The sequence below is a fragment of the Streptomyces sp. LBL genome, from assembly GCF_029893585.1.
GTDB lineage: Bacteria > Actinomycetota > Actinomycetes > Streptomycetales > Streptomycetaceae > Streptomyces.
In genome coordinates, this window is the sequence record NZ_JARXYX010000002.1 from 386,962 (window position 1) to 403,975 (window position 17,014).

A 17,014-nucleotide genomic window follows, 5' to 3' on the forward strand; every position below is an offset into this window, starting at 1 on the left:
CACCCGCCACCCGCAAACCCCGTCCACCAAGCACGTCGGCACCCGCACATCCCATCGCGCCGCTGATACCGGGAGAGACGCATGTCCGAGACCCTGCACTCCGCCGCCGCTACCGTCGCGAGCTGGCGCTCCGCCGAGGAACGCGGTGACGTCGACGCCGCGGTCGCGTGCCTGAGCCGGGACGTCGTGCTCAGCTCGCCGCTCACCGAGCAGTTCCGCTTCGAGGGATCTGACCAGCTGCGTGACTTCCTGACCTCGGCGTTCACGGCGGTCAAGGACGTCCGCTACCACACCCAGACCGGCGAGGGCGACGTGTACGCGCTGGTCTACCGGGCGCGGGTGGGGTCCCAGTCGTTCGAGGAGGTGCAGTTGCTGCGGCTCGACGACGAGGCAAAGATCAAGGAGATCACGCTCTTCGGGCGTCCGATGCCGGCCCTCACCGCCCTGATGACCACCCTGGGGCCGGAGCTCGCCCGCCAACAGGGCCGCCGGGGCCTCGCGGCGCTCATGCGCGCCAGCACCATACCCATCCACGCGATGGTCACCTTCGGGGACCGCAGCATGGTCGCGAAGACCCAGCCGGCAGCCGGGTAAACCTGAGAGCGCCAGGTCCACTGGCCGTTTGGCCCCATTCCCCTTCCAGGAGTTGGCGGCAGCCGCGGGCGATGTCCCCGGCGGACAGCTTCAGGTCTCAGGAACGCACGAGGTACCTGCCGTCCAGGTGGGCTTCGGCTCGCCCTGACCACACGGGCGAAGCCGACTCCCGAGAGCGGCTGCTGGAGGCACCGTCCTCCACCGGCCACGGCAACGTTCGGCCAATCCCCCACGCGCCGAGGTGATGCGGCAACTCGCCGCGCCTTCCAGCAACTTGACCCAACAGGAGAGGCTTCCATGAAACGACGTACGTTCCTTACGGCAACCACCACGTCGCTGGCCGCCACCCAACTCGCCGGACCCGCCTACGCCTACGCCTCCCCCTCCGGCTCAACAGCCGGTCACTACGAGGTCGTTGCGCGCTTCTGGGGCGCGATGCCGACGGGTGTCACCGTCTCGCGCCGCGGCCGGGTCTTCGTCAACTTTCCCCGCTGGGGCGACGACGTCCCGTTCACCGTCGCCGAACTGCGCGGCGGGAAGCCGGTTGCCTACCCCGACGCCGAGGTGAACCGTCAGGACGCCTCAGACCTGGCCGGGCACTTCCAGTCGGTGCAGAGCGTCGTCGTCGACCCGGCCGACCGGCTGTGGATCCTCGACACCGGAAGCCCGGGGTTCGCCGGGTCCTCCTACGGCGGTCCCAAGCTCGTGGCGGTCGACCTGCGCACCGACCGGATCGTACGGAAGATCCTCTTCCCGCCCGAGGTGGTGCCGGCGAACAGCTACCCCAACGACGTGCGCTTCGACCTGCGGCGCGGCGCCGAAGGCATGGCCTTCATCACCGACTCGGGCGGCTCCAACGGGGTGATCGTGGTCGACCTCGCCACGGGCCGCTCCTGGCGGCGACTGGCCGGGCATCCCTCGGCGCTCCCGGACGCGCAGTTCCTTCCGGTCATCGAGGGCGAGCCCTTCATGGTCCGCCCCGCGGGCGGCGAGCCCACGTACTACGAGACCGGTTCCGACGGCATCGCTCTCAGCGCCGACGGCACGCGCCTCTACTACTGCCCGCTGTCCAGCCGCCGACTGCACAGCGTGTCCACCGACGCCCTCGCCGATCCGGACGCCACGGACGCCGAGGTGGCGGCGACGGTCGAGGACCTCGGGTTCAAGCCGATGGCCGACGGCCTTCAGAGCGACGACAAGGGGCGGCTCTACGGCGGCGACCTCGAACACAACGCGATCTGGCGCAGGAGCCCGAACGGCACCTACCGGACCCTCGCCCAGGGACGCGATCTGCTCTGGGTCGACACCCTGTCCGTCGCCTCGGACCGGCACCTGTACGCCATCGCCAACCAGCTCAACCGGCTGTCGCCCTTCCACGAGGGCAAGGACCTGCGCCGCAAGCCCTATCTCCTGGTCCGCCTGCCGATCGACGCCGGGCCGGTCAGGCTCGTGTGACCTCTCCGGCTCGCGCCAGGCGGCCGCCTGGCGCTGTTTACGATGGGCTTGAAACCGACCGGTTTCATCAGTCGGGGTCCCGGCGGGGTGCTGCATCTCCGGTTCCGCGTCGACGGCCGTGTGTGCCGAGATTGAACGTTCCGAGGGTCGCCGGACCACAATGAAGCTGTCCGCCCCTCTCCGGATATGAGTGTGTTGTCCGAGACCGGAGTAAGTCATGAGTGGGATTCACCCGTTCCGCGTCCTGCGCGCCAAACCCCTGTGGATCGCCAATGGCGTCATCACGGGCGTTCTCGCGCTGCTGTTCACCGTGTTCTATGTCGGGGCCAATATCGATCCCGTCGATCACATGAAGAATCTGCCCGTCGGCCTGGTCAACGCCGACAAGGGGGCCGCTGTCGGTGGCGAGCAGGTCAACCTCGGGGCTCGGATCACCGAGTCGATCAAGAAGTCCACCGCGAGCGGGGACAAGATCAACTGGAAGGTGACGGACGAGAAGGAAATGAAGGAGGAACTCGGCAAGGGCAAGCTGTACGGCGCGCTCGTCGTCCCCGCCGGCTTCACCTCCGCCGCCACCGCACTCACCAGCGCCGCGACCACCGGGGCCCCGACCCGTCCGACACTGACGGTGCTGACCAACCAGTCCGCCGGCAGTGTGGGCTCCAGTCTGGCCCGGACTGCGACGACACAGGCGGCCGAAAGCGCCTCGCTCCAGGTGGGCAAGGAGCTCACGTCCCAGGGCGGAACGAGGGAGGCGAAGCTGCCCGCCGCGGCACGCGTCCTGCTGGCCGACCCGGCCGCCGTCACCGTCGAGGACGGCCATCCCCTCGACTCGCGCAGCGGCCTGGGCCTGACGGCGTTCTACTACGCCCTCGTCCTCGTGGTCTGCGGCATGCTCTCCGCCAACGTCATCAGCGGCCAGGTGGACCACGCCCTCGGCTACACCCACAACGACATGGGCCCGCTGCGCCTGCACCGCCCGCTGATCCGGGCGACCCGGGTGCAGACCCTCGCCATCAGCAGCACTCTCATGGCCGGGCTGTCCCTGCTGATGGGGAGCATGGTCATGGCGGGCGCGGTCGGCCTCATGGGAATGCAGGCCGCCCATCTGCCACTGCTGTGGCTCTACTCGGTGTGCGCCATCGCGGTCTCCGGGATCGGTGCGCTGACCCTGCTCGCCGTCTTCGGCACGCCCGGCATGCTGGTGGTCACGCTGGTCTTCATCGGGATGGCGGTGCCGACGGCCAACGCCACCACGCCGCTTCAGGCGTTGCCCGGTTTCTACCGCTTCCTGGCGGAGTTCGAACCGCTGCGGCAGATCACCGGCGGCATCCGCTCGATCCTCTATTACGACGCCCAGGCCGACGCCGGCCTGACCCGGGGCTGGGTCATGATGGCCGTCGGCCTCGCGGCCGCCGCCCTCTTCGGCTTCGGCATGACCAGCTGGTACGACCGCAAGGGGCTCCACCGTATCCCCGTCGAGACGGAGCCCGAGAAGACCGCTGCCCCGGCGTAGCGGAGGCGGCTCACCCGAGACGTGGCCATTACTCGGAGTGGCCCCGGTGTGCGTCGCCCCCTGTGGAGACGAGAGGCGCGTGCACCATCAGGGCTCGGCGACGGTCTCTCCCCTGAGATCGTCGCCGAGCCTCTGAGCGGCCTTCAGGCGGCCGCGCGGCGGCGGGAGTCTTCCCGACACCCCACGGAAACCGATCGGTTTCTTTTTGGTCCTATTCGAGTTAACCTCGCGGTATGACCACCAACGTGAAGCAAAGCCCCCGGGAGCGGCTGCTGGAGGCAGCAGCCACGCTCACCTACCGCGACGGCGTCGGCATCGGCGTCGAGGCGCTGTGCAAGGCGGCGGGGGTGTCGAAGCGCTCCATGTACCAGCTGTTCGAGAGTAAGGATGAACTGCTGGCGGCGAGCTTGAAGGAGCGTGCCGCCGCCTTCGGGGCTAGCCTCCTGCCCGCGGCGGATGATGGCCGTTCCCCCCGCGAGCGGATCCTGCACGTCTTCGAGCGGGTGGAGTCGCAGGCGGGTGCGCCCGACTTCCAAGGCTGCCGGTACCTGGCTGTGCAGATCGAGCTCAAGGACCAGACCCACCCCGCGAGCCGGGTGGCCCACCAGATCAAAGCGAACCTGACGGCCTTTTTCCGTTCCGAGGCCGAACAGGGTGGGGCGAGCAACCCCGACCTGCTGGCCCGGCAGCTCATCCTGGTCTTCGACGGCGCCAGCGCCCGTGCGGGAATCCAGGCCGACAACCTGACCGGGCTCATCGCACCCACCGTGGTCACCCTGCTCGATGCGGCAGACATGCGCTGACGCGCCCCGGGTTCGAGCAGGCCCGGAGGCCGAAGCGCTCTTTCGGGTTGATGCCAGTCTCCGGCAGACATCCGAGGGATCCATGGGTCGCTCTGCGGATCTGGAGGGCGGGGCCATCCACGTCGACCTCGACGGTGAGGGAACGGGCGGGGTGCCGGACGCGGAACGGTGCGCTCGGTGGCGCTGTTGGGGCGACATCGCCGAGTACCGAGCCAGGTAGGGGCGCGGCGATCGCTGTGCAGACGGCACCGGTCACGCATGCGCCGGGCCTCGCTGCCCGACATCGACATCGATGTGGAGTCCGCCCGTCGGCTGAAGTCTACGACGCGATCTTCGAACGCTTCGGCCAGGAACGGGTTGCGGTCACCGCGATGCCCGAGACCTATCAGACGCGCAGGGCCCTGCCACTCGCGGGAAACCCTTCCTGGAACAGCCAGGCTGGCCACAGCATCGCCGGCCGCCTGGTGGGCTCGCAGCGCGGGCCTAGCGGAATTCGACGTCGGAGACACTGACGAAGAACTCGCCCTTGAAGTCGTGTCCGGCGTCGCCGCCGCCCCAGATGTTGACGATGGCGTGCCGTCCCTGCCGGGATGCCAGTGCCTCGGTCGTGTAGTGCAGCTCTTGGTCGGCGTGCGTGCCGCCACCGTGGTATTCGACCATGAAGGGTGTCGGCTCCAGCACGTCCCAGGAGATTCCCTGGGCCGGGTCCCAGTCCTCTGTGGTGATGAACCACTGATGAGTCCACTTCGGGCCCATGTGGTTCTGCCTGTAGTTGTAGGTGAAGGCGTGCCGACCGTCGACGGCCTCCAGCGTGCTGGTCGGCCAGTCACCCAGGCCGTCCCCGCCGGCCAGGTCCAGGCCCTGGAAGGCGGGATTCGCTGCCGATGCCACGTTGGCGCCCTGGAAGAACTTTCGGTACTCCAGGTATCCGTGGGCCTCGTTCCACGGCGGGTTGCCGGCCGCGCCGGGAGGCACCACTTCCTGCCAGGTGGTCGAGGTGTTCAACTCGCGCGCCTTCTGGCAGATCGGCGCATCGTCCTCGTCACGGATCGCCCGGATCGCCCGGCTGACCGGGAACTCCAGACTCCCGTGCCGCTCCCGGCCGTCATCCCCGCGCTCCTCGGCGCGCATGGGGATGTGCACGTTGTAGCGCGTGGACGTGGACGTGTCGACGGTGACCTCATCCGTGAACGGCCCCCAGGCGCCGTCGGCGTGCCGGGCCCGGATCTTCACCCGGTACTCGCGGGCGGGAGTCTCTCCGAGGCACACCCAGTGCCGGTTGGCCGACTGCCAGTGCGGATACCAGGCCGCCCAGTACAGGTCCACCGTCTGCGCGGGACGCCCGTCCAGCCACACCTCGTAGTGGTGCGGGTAGTCCGGGCGTCCGTTGTTCCAGTCGGACGGCTCCGTGGTGCCCTGGTCGGGGGAGTTTGCGCCGATCCGCCAGGTGAGTGAGATGCCTTCAAGCTTGACGTCACCGTCATCGCGGTAGGTCGCCACCGCGCGCAAGTCCGCCGGGTGAGGCTGCTGCATCTTGGGAACTCCTCCAGTCACACAGAACGGGTGGTCCAGCGCGAAACCACACACCGAATCACCCTTAATGCCACTAATCAGGCTATGTGCGGCGCCATGTACCGCAAGTGCGGTGAGCCACAGGTGGCAAGCAGGGGCTCCCTGAAAGCGTCAGGCCCGGGGTTTTGGACTGCTCCTGGCCGTGCCCGGCACCGCCGTCACCTCCCTCGGGCCGCACACGGCCTCTTGAAGGTTGTCCGCCGCGGGCCGGCAGGCGCGGGCGCACGCCGGCGTGCGTCAGCTTCCGTTCCGTGTGCTCACCCGGACGGTCGGCGTCCGCTCTCGACAGACCGGGAAAGACCCCCCCTTGCGCAGGCCACTCGCACTTCGCGCGGCACTTCATGGCCAGGTCTCGTCTCCTTCGAGGCCATCCCGCGGCCGGTCCCACGGACTTCTTCGGTAACCGAGCCTGCCCAGTTCGTAGGCGGCGGTGAGTCCGCCGACGCCTGCGCCGAGGATGAGTACCGACGGTTCCTCGCCGGCCGCCGCGCTCGGTGCGGCGGCGAAGTCCGGCGCGGTGCCTTCGCCGGAGCTCAGCGGGCCGGCGCCCCAGACCCGCACCGGCGGTCGCAACCGCACCGCCCGCAAGGGCGACAAACTGCACGAACTCGACGGCGAGGGCAACAGCCCGGTGCTGACCCACACCTGCGCGTTCGACAGGTCGGCGTGGGACGGAGCACCCGCGCCACGCTGATCCCATCACGCGTACGACAGCGTCTCTAGAACTCTGTGTGTGCCTGTGGTTTCCAGGCTTTTCGGGCGCGGCGTGGCCGTGTGCGGTCGCTGTCCGGTGGTCCGAACCTCGGGGTGAGGGGGTGGACTGCGGTGGCGTGCAGGTGGTGGAAGCCGGTCCGCTCGGCGGCGCGGGTGCGCCGGCGACAGGTTCTGTGGGAGAGCCGCACCCGGCTGGATCGAAGAAGGTCTTCTTCGGGCCGGCCGTGTGCGGGTACTCCATGACCTGACGCCAGCCCGGGTACGGCGGCTGGTGTCGTAGTGTCATGCCCCGCCGGACGCTGGACTGCCCCCGTGGTGGGGGTGGTGGCGGGGACCGTACGCACATCGGGCATACGGCGGGAAGTCTTCTGTCCGGGGGCCTGTTCGGCGGCGCGCCGAGTACCTCGGCCACGAGGGGCGGCGGGCCTGGTGGGGGTGGGGTGTCCCTTGCCCGGGGTGGTCTTGGTTCCGCGCGGCCGGGGCGGGGTGTGCTCGGCGTGATGCTGTCGGCGCAGGCGGCGGGTGGTCTTCTTCGGACGCTTCACCAGGCGCACGGTGCCCTCGATGGTGGTGCGGATGGTCCGGGCGTGGGTGGCGCGTTCGGTGGTGGTGTGGGTTTGTGCGAGCAGGCCGCGGGAGACGATCCGGCGGGCGGCGGCATGATCGCGGTCCATCGACAATCCGCAGCCGGTGCAGTGTGCCCACTTCCAGCCGCGCTCGGACAGCCGGTCGGGGGCCGGATGGTGGGTGAGCGTTGCGAGGCATCCGGGGCACAGTCTGGAGGTGCCCCGGGCGGGGACGGTGACGACCGCGACCCCGGCCTTCGTAGCCAGGTGGCGGATCGCTTCGGCGACGGTGCCGCGGACCTGTCCGGACAGGCGGGCGTTGCCTCGTCGGTGGCCGCGGGCTTCCAGGGTGGTCAGGTCTTCCAGGTAGATGACGCTCGCGCCGAGTGCTACCGCCTGGTCGACGGCCCAGCGGGCCGCCGCCCAGGCCAGCGCGGCATTCAGCTGCCGGATCCGCGCACACACCCGCCCGTGCTCGACCTCCAGTACCCGCGCCCGGTCGAGGTGTTCGGGCCAGCGTAGGTGTGGGGAGCCCAGCCCGTCCGCGAGTGCCCGGTAGTGGTCGCGTTTGGCGGCGAGGCTTTCGCGCAGGCCGCGCAGCCGGTGCAGGGCGGCGCTCACCGTGGTGGCGTCGAAGACCAGGGGACGCCCGTCGGTGACCACCCGCTGGGTCTGGCCTTTTCCGGTCAGGCGGGCGAGTGTGCCGGTGAGCAGGGTGTTGACGCCCCAGTCGAAGCCGAGGGCCAGAGTATGACCGGTCGCCTTGGTGGCGGGGGCGGGCCGGGAGTGGGGCAGGTCGAGGGCGATCCGGCCCGTGCGGGTGGGGCGCAGGGTGGGGGTGTGCAGCACGGCATCCGGCGCGATGATGCCGGGCAGCCGGATGTCGATCACGTGCCAGGCCCAGTCACGGCCTGTGACAGGGGCCGCGCACAGGGGGAGTTTCACCCGGAGCCGGGCGGTGACCGCATCCACCCGGGCCAGGGTGACCTGCTGGCGGTCCATCGCCGCCAGCAACACCAGCGGGGCCACCTGCGGCGGGCCCTCCAGGACGCACAGCCCGGCGGGCAGCTGCCCGTGCCCGGCCACATACGCGCCAATCTGCCGGGTGCGGTTACGGATCTCCGCACCACTCACCCCAGCAGGCAGCAGCGCCCGCAGCAACGTCCATTCCGCCTCGGTGCGACGCCCCGGATCGGCGGGCCAGGTGGCGAGGACCGCGGCCACGATGCCGCGCCGGTGCAGGGCCAGACGCAGGGTGCGGGCCGCGTACTCCTCCACACCCCGGCGCACCCGGTCCGGCACATACACCCCGGCCGGGGGCGGGACAGTCTTCGGCCAGTTCAGGCGGCGCAGTGCCATCCACCCCTTGGACGGCAGGACTTCACCGCGCTCGTCCACCCCGGCGGCCAGCACGTCGAAGGAGTTCTCATCCCACCGGGCGGCCACCAGAGCACCGGTCAGCGTCCGGCCCAACCGGGCCAGAAAACCCACCCGTTCCAGCAAGCCCCGCTGCCCGATCCGCTCACCGGTTGCCTCCAGCACACCGGCGAAGGCGGTACACGTCGCCGTCGCCATCAACTTGGCCATGCCCACCACCTCACTCTCCCGCACGTGTCCGGCCACCTTCAGCAGCGGCCGCATCCCCGCCTCCGATCGGCCTAACGACTGACCATCACACAAGGACACGGCCTTCCCGCACCCTGCGGGTGCGGGAAGGCCGGAGGGGCAGAGCGGGACGACCACGATCGTCGGCGTCGGCGAGCACCGGATCGAGGAACACCACATTCCACCAACCTGCACAAAATGCATGTTATGAGGATGAAAGGATCAACAGATCCTGAGGAACCGCACCGATGACACGGAGCAGCATCAACCAGCCTGCTTAAACTAAACAACCAACAGTTGAGGACCCTTTGACTTCCTCGACCATGGACCGACCGCCAAAGTCGCTCCTCGGAAGGAAGCTACGCGAGGAAGCTCAACCGGACACGACGGTCGGCATTGTCCTTGTTGGTGTCGACCAGGCACACCGACTGCCACGTCCCCAGCTCCAGTCGCCCGCCGATCACCGGGAGTGTCGCGTGCGGCGGGACGAGGGCGGGAAGGACGTGGTCGCGACCGTGGCCGGGGCTGCCGTGGCGGTGCTGCCAGCGGTCGTCGGCGGGGAGAAGGGTGTGCAGGGCGGCGAGGAGGTCGTCGTCGCTGCCGGCGCCCGTCTCGATGATCGCAATGCCGGCCGTCGCGTGCGGGACGAAGAGGTTGAGCAGGCCGTCGCGGCCGGCTGCGGCCTCACGCAGGAAGTCCTCGCAGTCGCCGGTGAGATCGGCGATCCGCTCCGTGGAGCCGGTGGTCACATTCAGGACTCGGGTGGTGAAAACATCTGGCATACCTCCCATCCTCGCCCCCGCACCGGATTTCACACGTGCCCGACCGAAGACCTTCCGATCCGAGTGGTCCGCTCCGCGAGACACCATTGACCTGGGTCATCCCAGCTGACTACTTTCGTCCGCATGTTGCGTTCAGCCCTGCTCACCACGCGCGGTCACATCGACCTGCTGCGGGTGGCCTCCGCCGCGTGTCGTCGCGGCTGCTGACGCCTTCATCACCTCTCCTCGCCTGATCCGGATCTGATCGGCGCGCGTTCCGCGGCTGAAACATGCCTGGTCCGCCTCTGATCCGCGCCTGATCCATGCCGCCATGCCCGCCCGCCCCGGCCACTCCCGCGACATGGTGGCGTTCGGGCGCGCTCCCTCACCGGCCGCTCTCCTCCCCGTGGAGCACTCATGAGCATCAGCCATGCCCCGCCCGGCTCCCCCGAGCCCGACATTTCAGATACATCAGATATATCAGTGTCCGGTATCACCAAGGCCGACGCCGCCGGGCACTCTCCACTCGACCTCCAGCTCCTCGTCCCCAGTTCTTCCCGCCGCACCCGCGTCCCCCGCTGGTTGCGCCGCACCACCGGCCCGCTGGTGCTGCTGGTGCTGTGGCAACTCCTGAGCAGTACGGGCGTGTTGGCCCCCGACGTGCTCGCCTCACCGGGGCGGATCGCTCAGGTCGGCAGGGACCTGATCGCCGACGGCTCGCTGCCCTCCGCCATGGGCACCTCACTGCAGCGCGTGGCCGTCGGACTCCTGCTCGGCACCGTCATCGGCACCGGACTCGCTTTGGTCTCGGGCCTGTTCCGGTTCGGCGAGGACCTCGTGGACGCCCCCGTCCAGATGCTGCGGGCGGTGCCCTTCGTGGGACTCATCCCGCTGTTCATCATCTGGTTCGGCATCGGCGAGGCACCGAAAGTCGCCATCATCACGCTGGGCGTGACCTTTCCGCTGTACCTCAACGTGTACGCCGGCATCCGCGGCGTGGACTCCCAGCTGATCGAGGCCGGGGAGTCCCTCGGACTGTCGCGGTGGGGGCTCGTGCGCCACGTCGTACTGCCGGGTGCCCTGCCCGGGGCGATGACCGGCCTGCGCTTCTCACTCGGCGTCTCCTGGCTGGCGCTCGTCTTCGCCGAGCAGGTCAACGCGGACTCCGGCATCGGGTTCCTGATGGTCCAGGCGCGTGACTTCCTGCGGACCGACGTGATCGTGGTCTGCCTGATCGTCTACGCCTTCCTCGGCCTGCTGGCCGACTTCGTCGTCCGCACCCTCGAAAGGCTGCTGCTGCAATGGCGTCCGACGTTCACCGGCCGATGAGCCCCCAGGTATCTCAGGTATCCCAAGTGCCCCAAGTGCCCGAGGAATCCCTGATCTTCTCGGTGCCGCAGGCGGTCCGCGTCGACGGGCTGACCCGCTCCTTCGACGGCCGCGCCGTCATCGACGACCTCCGACTCGACGTCCGTCGGGGCGAGTTCGTCGCCCTGCTCGGCCGCAGCGGTTGCGGCAAGTCGACCCTGCTGCGCATCCTCGCCGGTCTCGACCGCGACATCGAGGGCACCGTCCTCGTCCCGCGCCGCAAGGCCGTCGCGTTCCAGGCGCCGCGGCTGATGCCGTGGAAGAAGGTGTGGCGCAACGTACTGCTGGGACTGCCGGGCAGGGCCGAGCGCGCCCTCGCCGACCGGGCTCTGGAAGAGGTGGGCCTGGACCACCGCTCCGACGCCTGGCCCAAGACCCTCTCCGGAGGTGAGGCCCAGCGTGCCTCGCTGGCCCGGGCATTGGTCCGCGAGCCCGATCTGCTGCTGCTCGACGAGCCGTTCGGCGCGCTCGACGCGCTCACCCGGATCAAGGCCCAGCGCCTGGTGGGCGAGTTGTGGCGGCGGCGCGGCTGCGCCGTGCTGCTGGTCACGCACGACGTCGAGGAGGCCGTACTGCTCGCCGACCGGGTTCTGGTGATGGACGACGGTGTCATCGCGCACGAGCAGCAGATCGACCTTGCCCGGCCGCGTGACATCACCGACCCGCGGTTCGCCGAACTGCGCGCCGGGCTCCTGGAGCGCCTGGGCGTCGACACCGCCGCCGAAGCCGCCTGAACACCCCCTTCCCCTCTTTCTCCCCTTCTTTCTCCCCTGGTTGCACAGAACGGATCCGTCATGCGACGTCGCCTCGTCCCCGCCGCGCTGCTCCTCCCTCTCGCCCTGCTCCTGTCCGCCTGCGGCGGGAACTCGTCGGCCTCGACCGGCGGCGGCACCGACGGCTCGGGCTCTCTCACGCTCAGCGTCGGTGACCAGAAGGGCGGTTCGGAGGCGATTCTGCGGGCCGCCGGCGAACTCAAGAACCTCGACTACAAGATCAAGTGGTCCACCTTCACCTCCGGCCCCCCGCTGCTCGAAGCCGTCAACGCCAAGGCCGTCGACATCGGCGGCGTCGGCAACACCCCGCCCGTGTTCGCGGCCGGCGCCAACTCGAAGATCACGGTGGTGTCCGCCTGGCACGGCACGTCCCAGGGCGACGCCATCCTCGTACCGAACGACTCGAAGCTGTCGAAGCCGCAGGATCTCAAGGGCAGATCGGTGGCCGTGGCGCAGGGTTCCTCCGCGAACCACCAGCTGGTCGCGTCCCTGAAGCGGGCCGGGCTGAGCCTGAGCGACGTCAAGGTCAAGTACCTCCAGCCGGCCGACGCGCTGGCCGCGTTCACCTCCGGCAAGGTCGACGCGTGGGCGGTGTGGGACCCGTACACCTCGCAGGTGCTCAAGGGCGGACAGGGCCGGATCCTGACGACCGGCGAGGGCATCACCAACGGCCTGACCTTCCAGGTGGCGGCGCCCGGCGCGCTGAAGGACGCGAAGAAGTCGGCCGCCGTCAAGGACTACCTGCAGCGGCTGCAGCGCGCCTACAGGTGGGTGTACGACCACGAGGAGGATTGGGCGAAGGTCTGGGCGAAGGAGACCGGACTGCCCGAGGACGTGGCGCTGGCCGCGGTGAAGCGCACCTACGCCACCCGGGTCGCGGTCGCCGTCGACAAGCCGCTCATCGCCTCCGAGCAGCAGATCGCCGACACCTTCACCCAGCTGAAGCTCATCCCGCGCAAGGTCGACTTCGGCGCCTTCACCGACTCGCGGTACAACGGCGACCTGCCGCCGTCGACCACCGCGCCCCGCCCCTCGGACGGATCGTGACATGACCGTCCGGCTCCACTGCTTCCTCCCGACGGGCGGCGACAACCGTACCCTCGTCGACCGGCCCGCCCGACGTCTGTCTGACGTGGGGCGAGCCGCCCGCGTAGGTCCAGGAGAAGATCGACTGGATCCGCTCGCTCGCCGAACGGGAGGGCCGCGAGGTCCGGTTCGGGATCAGGGTGCACACCATCTCGCGCGAGCCGTACTGGTTCGGCGAGGGCGTGATCCCCGAGCTGGCAACCCGTGGGCTGGCTCCGCCGCGGCCCCAGACGCCGAAGGCCGGCTCGCCGATCCTCATGGGCAGCGGCCGCTGACCGCAGGGGAAGACCGGCGACCTCACCACTGTTGGTAGAAACGTGAACAAGACGCGTGAGGTCCAGGTGGTCGTCGTCGGCGCTGGACAGGCCGGACTGTCCAGCGCCTATCACCTGCGCCGGGCCGGCTACGAGCCGGACCGTGACGTCGTCGTGCTGGACCACTCCCCCGGCCCCGGCGGCGCCTGGCAGTTCCGCTGGCCGTCACTGACATACGGCAAGGTCCACGGGATGCACGCCCTGCCCGGCATGGAACTCACGGACGCCGACCCGGCGCGGCCGTCCGCCGACGTCATCACCGAGTACTTCAGCACGTACGAGCGCACCTTCGACCTGCGGGTGAGGCGGCCCGTCAAGGTCCAGGCCGTGCGCGAGAGTGTGGGCGGGCGGCTGCTCGTCGAGACCTCGGCCGGAACCTGGGCGACGCGGGCGCTGATCAACGCGACCGGGACCTGGGACCGGCCGTTCTGGCCACGTTGTTCGGGCCAGGAGACCTTCCGGGGACGGCAGCTGCACACCGCGCAGTACCCCGGGCCCGAGGAGTTCGCCGGGCAGCGGGTCGTGGTGGTGGGTGGCGGCGCTTCCGGTACCCAACATCTGCTGGAGATCGCCCCCTACGCGGCCTCCACCACCTGGGTCACCCGGCGACCGCCCGTCTTCCGCGAGGGGCCCTTCGACGAGAGCGTGGGCCGGGCCGCTGTAGCGCTGGTCGAGGAGAGGGTGCGGCAGGGGCTGCCGCCGAAGAGCGTGGTGTCCGTGACCGGGCTGCCGCTCAACGACGCGATCCGCCAGGGCATCGCGGACGGGGTCCTCGACCGGTTGCCGATGTTCGACCGGGTCACTCCCGAGGGCGTGGAGTGGAGCGACGGGCGGCGCGTGGACGCCGATGTCATCCTGTGGGCGACCGGCTTCCGGGCCTCCATCGACCATCTGGCGCCGCTGAAGCTGCGCGAGCCGGGTGGCGGGATCCGGGTCGAGGGCACGCGCGCGGTCGCCGATCCTCGGATCCACCTCGTCGGCTACGGCCCGTCGGCCAGCACCATCGGCGCCAACCGAGCGGGCCGCGCGGCCGTACGGGACATCAGGCGGCTGCTGGCCGGGGAACCGGTCGCCGCCTGAGCCCCGTCCGGTCAGCCTGCCACGGCCGAACTCTTCTGCCGGTTGCGGTTGAACTCGGCGACGTTGCGCTGGTGCTCCGCCTGGTCGGCCGTGAAGCGGGTGTCGCCCGGCTTGACCGTGACGAAGTACAGCCAGTCACCCGGGGCCGGGTTGATCGCTGCCCGCATCGCGTCCTCGCCCGGGCTGTCGATCGGGGTCGGCGGCAGGCCCATGCGCCGATACGAGTTGTAGGGACTGTCGATCCGTGTGTCGGCCTCGGTCGTCCTGGGAGTCGTCCGGGAAGTCGTCCTGGCAGTGGAACGGTTCAGCGCGTAGTTGATCGTCGAGTCCATCTGCAGTGGCAGACCGCGCTCCAGACGGTTGAAGACGACCCGGGCCACCTTGCCCATGTCCGCCTTGGTGGCGACCTCGGCCTGGACAATGCTCGCGATGGTGACCGCCTGGTAGACGTTCATCGCGTTCCGCTGGGCACCGGCCGCGATCGGGGCGCCGTTGAACTTCTTGTTCGCGGTGTCGACCATGGACGACACCAGCCGATCCGGAGTCGCCTTCTCCTGGAGCGGATACGTCGCCGGGAAGAGGTAGCCCTCCGGGTTGCCCTCCGCGTCGTTCGGCAGCTTCAGGTTCGCCTTGGCCAGTGACTTCTTGGTGGTGCCCGCAGGCAGGGCGAGGGCCTTGTCGACGGCGTCGTAGACCTGCCCGGCCCGCCAGCCCTGCGCGATGACCAAGGTGCTGGGCTTCTCCTCGCCGTCGCTGTCCAGGGTCAGCAGCGGCACCGCCACGGCGGTACCGGCCACGACGGCCCCGGTCGCGATGAGGGCGAGACGGCCCCGACGCGTCAGTCGGATCGTGCTCCGTGGCGGAGTGTTCATGTGCATGCGGGCACGGTAACCCGCCAATACCCTCAAACCCGACATATCGTCATCTTGTCGATTCCAGTCTGGCATCCCGGCGGACCAGGGCCGCGTAGCGCCCGTCCCGCTCCAGCAGCTCCTCATGCGTGCCGCGTTCGGCCACCTGCCCGGAGTCCAGGACCACGATCTGGTCGGCAGTCCGAACGGTGGACAACCGGTGCGCGATGGTGAGCGTGGTCCGGTTGGCCGAGAGCGCGTCGATCGCCTCCTGGACGGCGTGTTCGGTGCGGGTGTCCAGCGCGCTGGTCGCCTCGTCGAGGAGCAGCACCGGCGGATCGCGCAGGATGGTCCGGGCGATGGCGAGGCGCTGCTTCTCACCGCCGGAGAAGCGGTGGCCGCGCTCACCGACGACCGTGTCGTAGCCGTCGGGCAGTGAAGCGATGTGGTCATGGATCTGGGCCGCTTCGGCCGCCTGCTGGAGCTCCTCGTCGGTGGCGTCCGGCTTGGCGAAGCGCAGGTTCTCGGCGACCGTGGCGTGGAAGAGGTACGTCTCCTGGGAGACGACGCCGATCGCGCGGGCGAGGGTGTCGAAGTCGAGGTCGCGTACGTCGACCCCGTCGAGGGTGACTCGCCCGCCGGTCACGTCGTACAGCCGCGGCACCAGATAGCCGAGGGTGGACTTGCCGGCGCCGGTCGGGCCGACGACCGCGAGGCTGCTGCCCGCGGGGACGGTGATGTCGATGCCGTCGAGGATCGGGCCGTCCTTCTCGTCGTAGCGGAACTCGACGTCCTCGAAGCGGACCTCGCCCTTGACGTGGTCGAGATGCACCGGCTGCTCCCGCTCGGTGATGTCGATGGGCAGGTCGAGGTACTCGAAGATGCGCTGGAAGAGCGCGAGCGAGGTCTGGATCTGCACGCCGGTCGACAGCAGGCTCACGGCCGGGCGGAACAGGCCCTGCTGGAGCGAGACGAAGGCGACGATGGTGCCGATGGAGATCTGGGTGCCGCCCGTCTGGAGGGCGAGACCCGCGGTCCAGTAGATGAAGGCGGGCATCGCGGCCATGACGATCGAGATGACGGCCATCCGCCAGCGCCCGGCCATGTTCGACCGCACTTCGAGGTCGACCAGTTGCTCGGACTCCTCGGAGAAGGATCGGGTGAGCGAGTCGGACCGGCCCATCGTGCGGCCCAGCAGGATGCCGCTGACCGACAGCGACTCGGTGACGGTCGCTGCCATCGCGGCCATCTGCTTCTGCCGCTGGGTGGTGATCTTCTTGCGTTCGCTGCCGACGCGGCGGCTGATCCACACGAAGACCGGCAGCAGGACCAGGGAGACGACGGTGAGGCGCCAGTCGAGGGCGACCATCGCGATGATCGTGGCGACCACGCTGGTCAGGTTGGAGACAAGGGAGGTGGCGGTCGAGGTGACGGTGGCCTGCATGCCGCCGATGTCGTTGGCGATCCGGGACTGGACCTCGCCGGTGCGGGTGCGCGTGAAGAAGGCGAGGGACATCCGCTGCAGACGGCCGTAGACGGCGGTGCGCAGGTCGTGCATGACGCGCTGGCCGACCGTGGTGGAGATCAAGGTCTGCAGCACGCCGAAGATGCTGGTGAGGACGGCGCTGAGGATCATGCCGAGCGCGAGCAGGCTCAGCAGTCCGGTGCGCCCCTCGGGGATGGCGACATCCAGGGTCTCCCTCAGCAGGAACGGGGTCGCCACGGTCACCAGGGACGCGGCGCCGACCAGCAGGCCGACGACCCCGAGCCGGGCGCGGTAGGGCTTGAACAGCTTGAGGATGCGGCGCACCTGCCGGGGTTGCTCGGTCGAGGTGCCGGGGGCGGGGGTCCAGTTGATGGTGTCGCGGGGCATGGCTCCTACGGAGGGTGAGACGGTACGGACAGAGGGAGCGTAGCTGATTGTTACCTATACTCACAATGAACGGGGTCCTGATA

General features: G+C 69.5%; 14 protein-coding genes and 1 pseudogene. 10 read left to right on the top strand and 5 right to left on the bottom strand.

What is annotated here, in order from left to right; translation table 11 throughout:
* The first annotated feature begins 81 nt into the window (after positions 1-81).
* The 4 genes from M2271_RS04035 to M2271_RS04050 all read left to right on the top strand — a co-directional run bounded on the left by M2271_RS04035 (position 82) and on the right by M2271_RS04050 (position 4,368).
* Positions 82-594 (top strand): nuclear transport factor 2 family protein, encoded by a 513-nt coding sequence (locus M2271_RS04035; protein WP_280885663.1) that lies wholly within the window; start codon positions 82-84, stop codon positions 592-594.
* A gap of 297 nt (positions 595-891) precedes the next feature.
* Positions 892-2,049 carry an L-dopachrome tautomerase-related protein gene (locus M2271_RS04040; protein ID WP_280885664.1) on the top strand — a complete coding sequence of 386 codons (1,158 nt, stop codon included), beginning with the start codon at positions 892-894 and terminating at the stop codon, positions 2,047-2,049.
* A gap of 217 nt (positions 2,050-2,266) precedes the next feature.
* Positions 2,267-3,565 carry an SNG1 family protein gene (locus M2271_RS04045; RefSeq protein ID WP_280885665.1) on the top strand — a complete coding sequence of 433 codons (1,299 nt, stop codon included), beginning with the start codon at positions 2,267-2,269 and terminating at the stop codon, positions 3,563-3,565.
* Positions 3,566-3,798: 233 nt separating this feature from the next.
* Positions 3,799-4,368 (top strand): TetR/AcrR family transcriptional regulator, encoded by a 570-nt coding sequence (locus tag M2271_RS04050; RefSeq protein WP_280885666.1) that lies wholly within the window; start codon positions 3,799-3,801, stop codon positions 4,366-4,368.
* Positions 4,369-4,851: 483 nt separating this feature from the next.
* Here M2271_RS04050 and M2271_RS04055 read toward each other — a convergent pair whose 3' ends face one another.
* Positions 4,852-5,901, bottom strand: a complete 1,050-nt coding sequence (locus M2271_RS04055; RefSeq protein WP_280885667.1) for a lytic polysaccharide monooxygenase — start codon at positions 5,899-5,901, stop codon at positions 4,852-4,854.
* Between the two features lie 496 nt (positions 5,902-6,397).
* Here M2271_RS04055 and M2271_RS04060 point away from each other — a divergent pair, with 496 nt between their 5' ends.
* Positions 6,398-6,634, top strand: a complete 237-nt coding sequence (locus M2271_RS04060) for a hypothetical protein (protein ID WP_280885668.1) — start codon at positions 6,398-6,400, stop codon at positions 6,632-6,634.
* Positions 6,635-6,659: 25 nt separating this feature from the next.
* On the opposite strand, the gene M2271_RS04065 is transcribed toward M2271_RS04060, so the two are convergent.
* Positions 6,660-8,861 carry a zinc ribbon domain-containing protein gene (locus tag M2271_RS04065; RefSeq protein ID WP_280885669.1) on the bottom strand — a complete coding sequence of 734 codons (2,202 nt, stop codon included), beginning with the start codon at positions 8,859-8,861 and terminating at the stop codon, positions 6,660-6,662.
* Positions 8,862-9,184: 323 nt separating this feature from the next.
* On the bottom strand, positions 9,185-9,607 hold the full coding sequence (locus M2271_RS04070; protein WP_280885670.1) for a YjbQ family protein: 423 nt from the start codon (positions 9,605-9,607) through the stop codon (positions 9,185-9,187).
* Between the two features lie 396 nt (positions 9,608-10,003).
* Between M2271_RS04070 and M2271_RS04075 the strand changes: the two genes are divergently transcribed.
* The 5 genes and pseudogenes from M2271_RS04075 (at position 10,004) to M2271_RS04095 (ending at position 14,207) form a co-directional block, all read left to right on the top strand.
* Positions 10,004-10,915, top strand: a complete 912-nt coding sequence (locus M2271_RS04075) for an ABC transporter permease (RefSeq protein ID WP_280885671.1) — start codon at positions 10,004-10,006, stop codon at positions 10,913-10,915.
* Complete coding sequence (locus M2271_RS04080) at positions 10,888-11,688, top strand: ABC transporter ATP-binding protein (protein ID WP_280885672.1); 801 nt, start codon at positions 10,888-10,890, stop codon at positions 11,686-11,688. Before M2271_RS04075 ends, M2271_RS04080 begins: the two co-directional genes overlap by 28 nt.
* Positions 11,689-11,748: 60 nt before the next feature.
* On the top strand, positions 11,749-12,774 hold the full coding sequence (locus M2271_RS04085) for an ABC transporter substrate-binding protein (protein WP_280885673.1): 1,026 nt from the start codon (positions 11,749-11,751) through the stop codon (positions 12,772-12,774).
* A gap of 71 nt (positions 12,775-12,845) precedes the next feature.
* Positions 12,846-13,088, top strand: a pseudogene (locus tag M2271_RS04090) (hypothetical protein); the annotation flags it as partial.
* A 42-nt stretch (positions 13,089-13,130) separates the two neighbouring features.
* The gene (locus M2271_RS04095) at positions 13,131-14,207 is read left to right on the top strand and encodes an FAD-dependent oxidoreductase (protein ID WP_280885674.1); all 1,077 of its coding nucleotides are present in this window, start codon (positions 13,131-13,133) and stop codon (positions 14,205-14,207) included.
* A gap of 11 nt (positions 14,208-14,218) precedes the next feature.
* On the opposite strand, the gene mltG is transcribed toward M2271_RS04095, so the two are convergent.
* On the bottom strand, positions 14,219-15,085 hold the full coding sequence (mltG, locus tag M2271_RS04100) for an endolytic transglycosylase MltG (protein ID WP_280885675.1): 867 nt from the start codon (positions 15,083-15,085) through the stop codon (positions 14,219-14,221).
* Positions 15,086-15,128: 43 nt separating this feature from the next.
* On the bottom strand, positions 15,129-16,931 hold the full coding sequence (locus M2271_RS04105) for an ABC transporter ATP-binding protein (protein ID WP_280885676.1): 1,803 nt from the start codon (positions 16,929-16,931) through the stop codon (positions 15,129-15,131).
* Positions 16,932-17,014 lie beyond the last annotated feature (83 nt).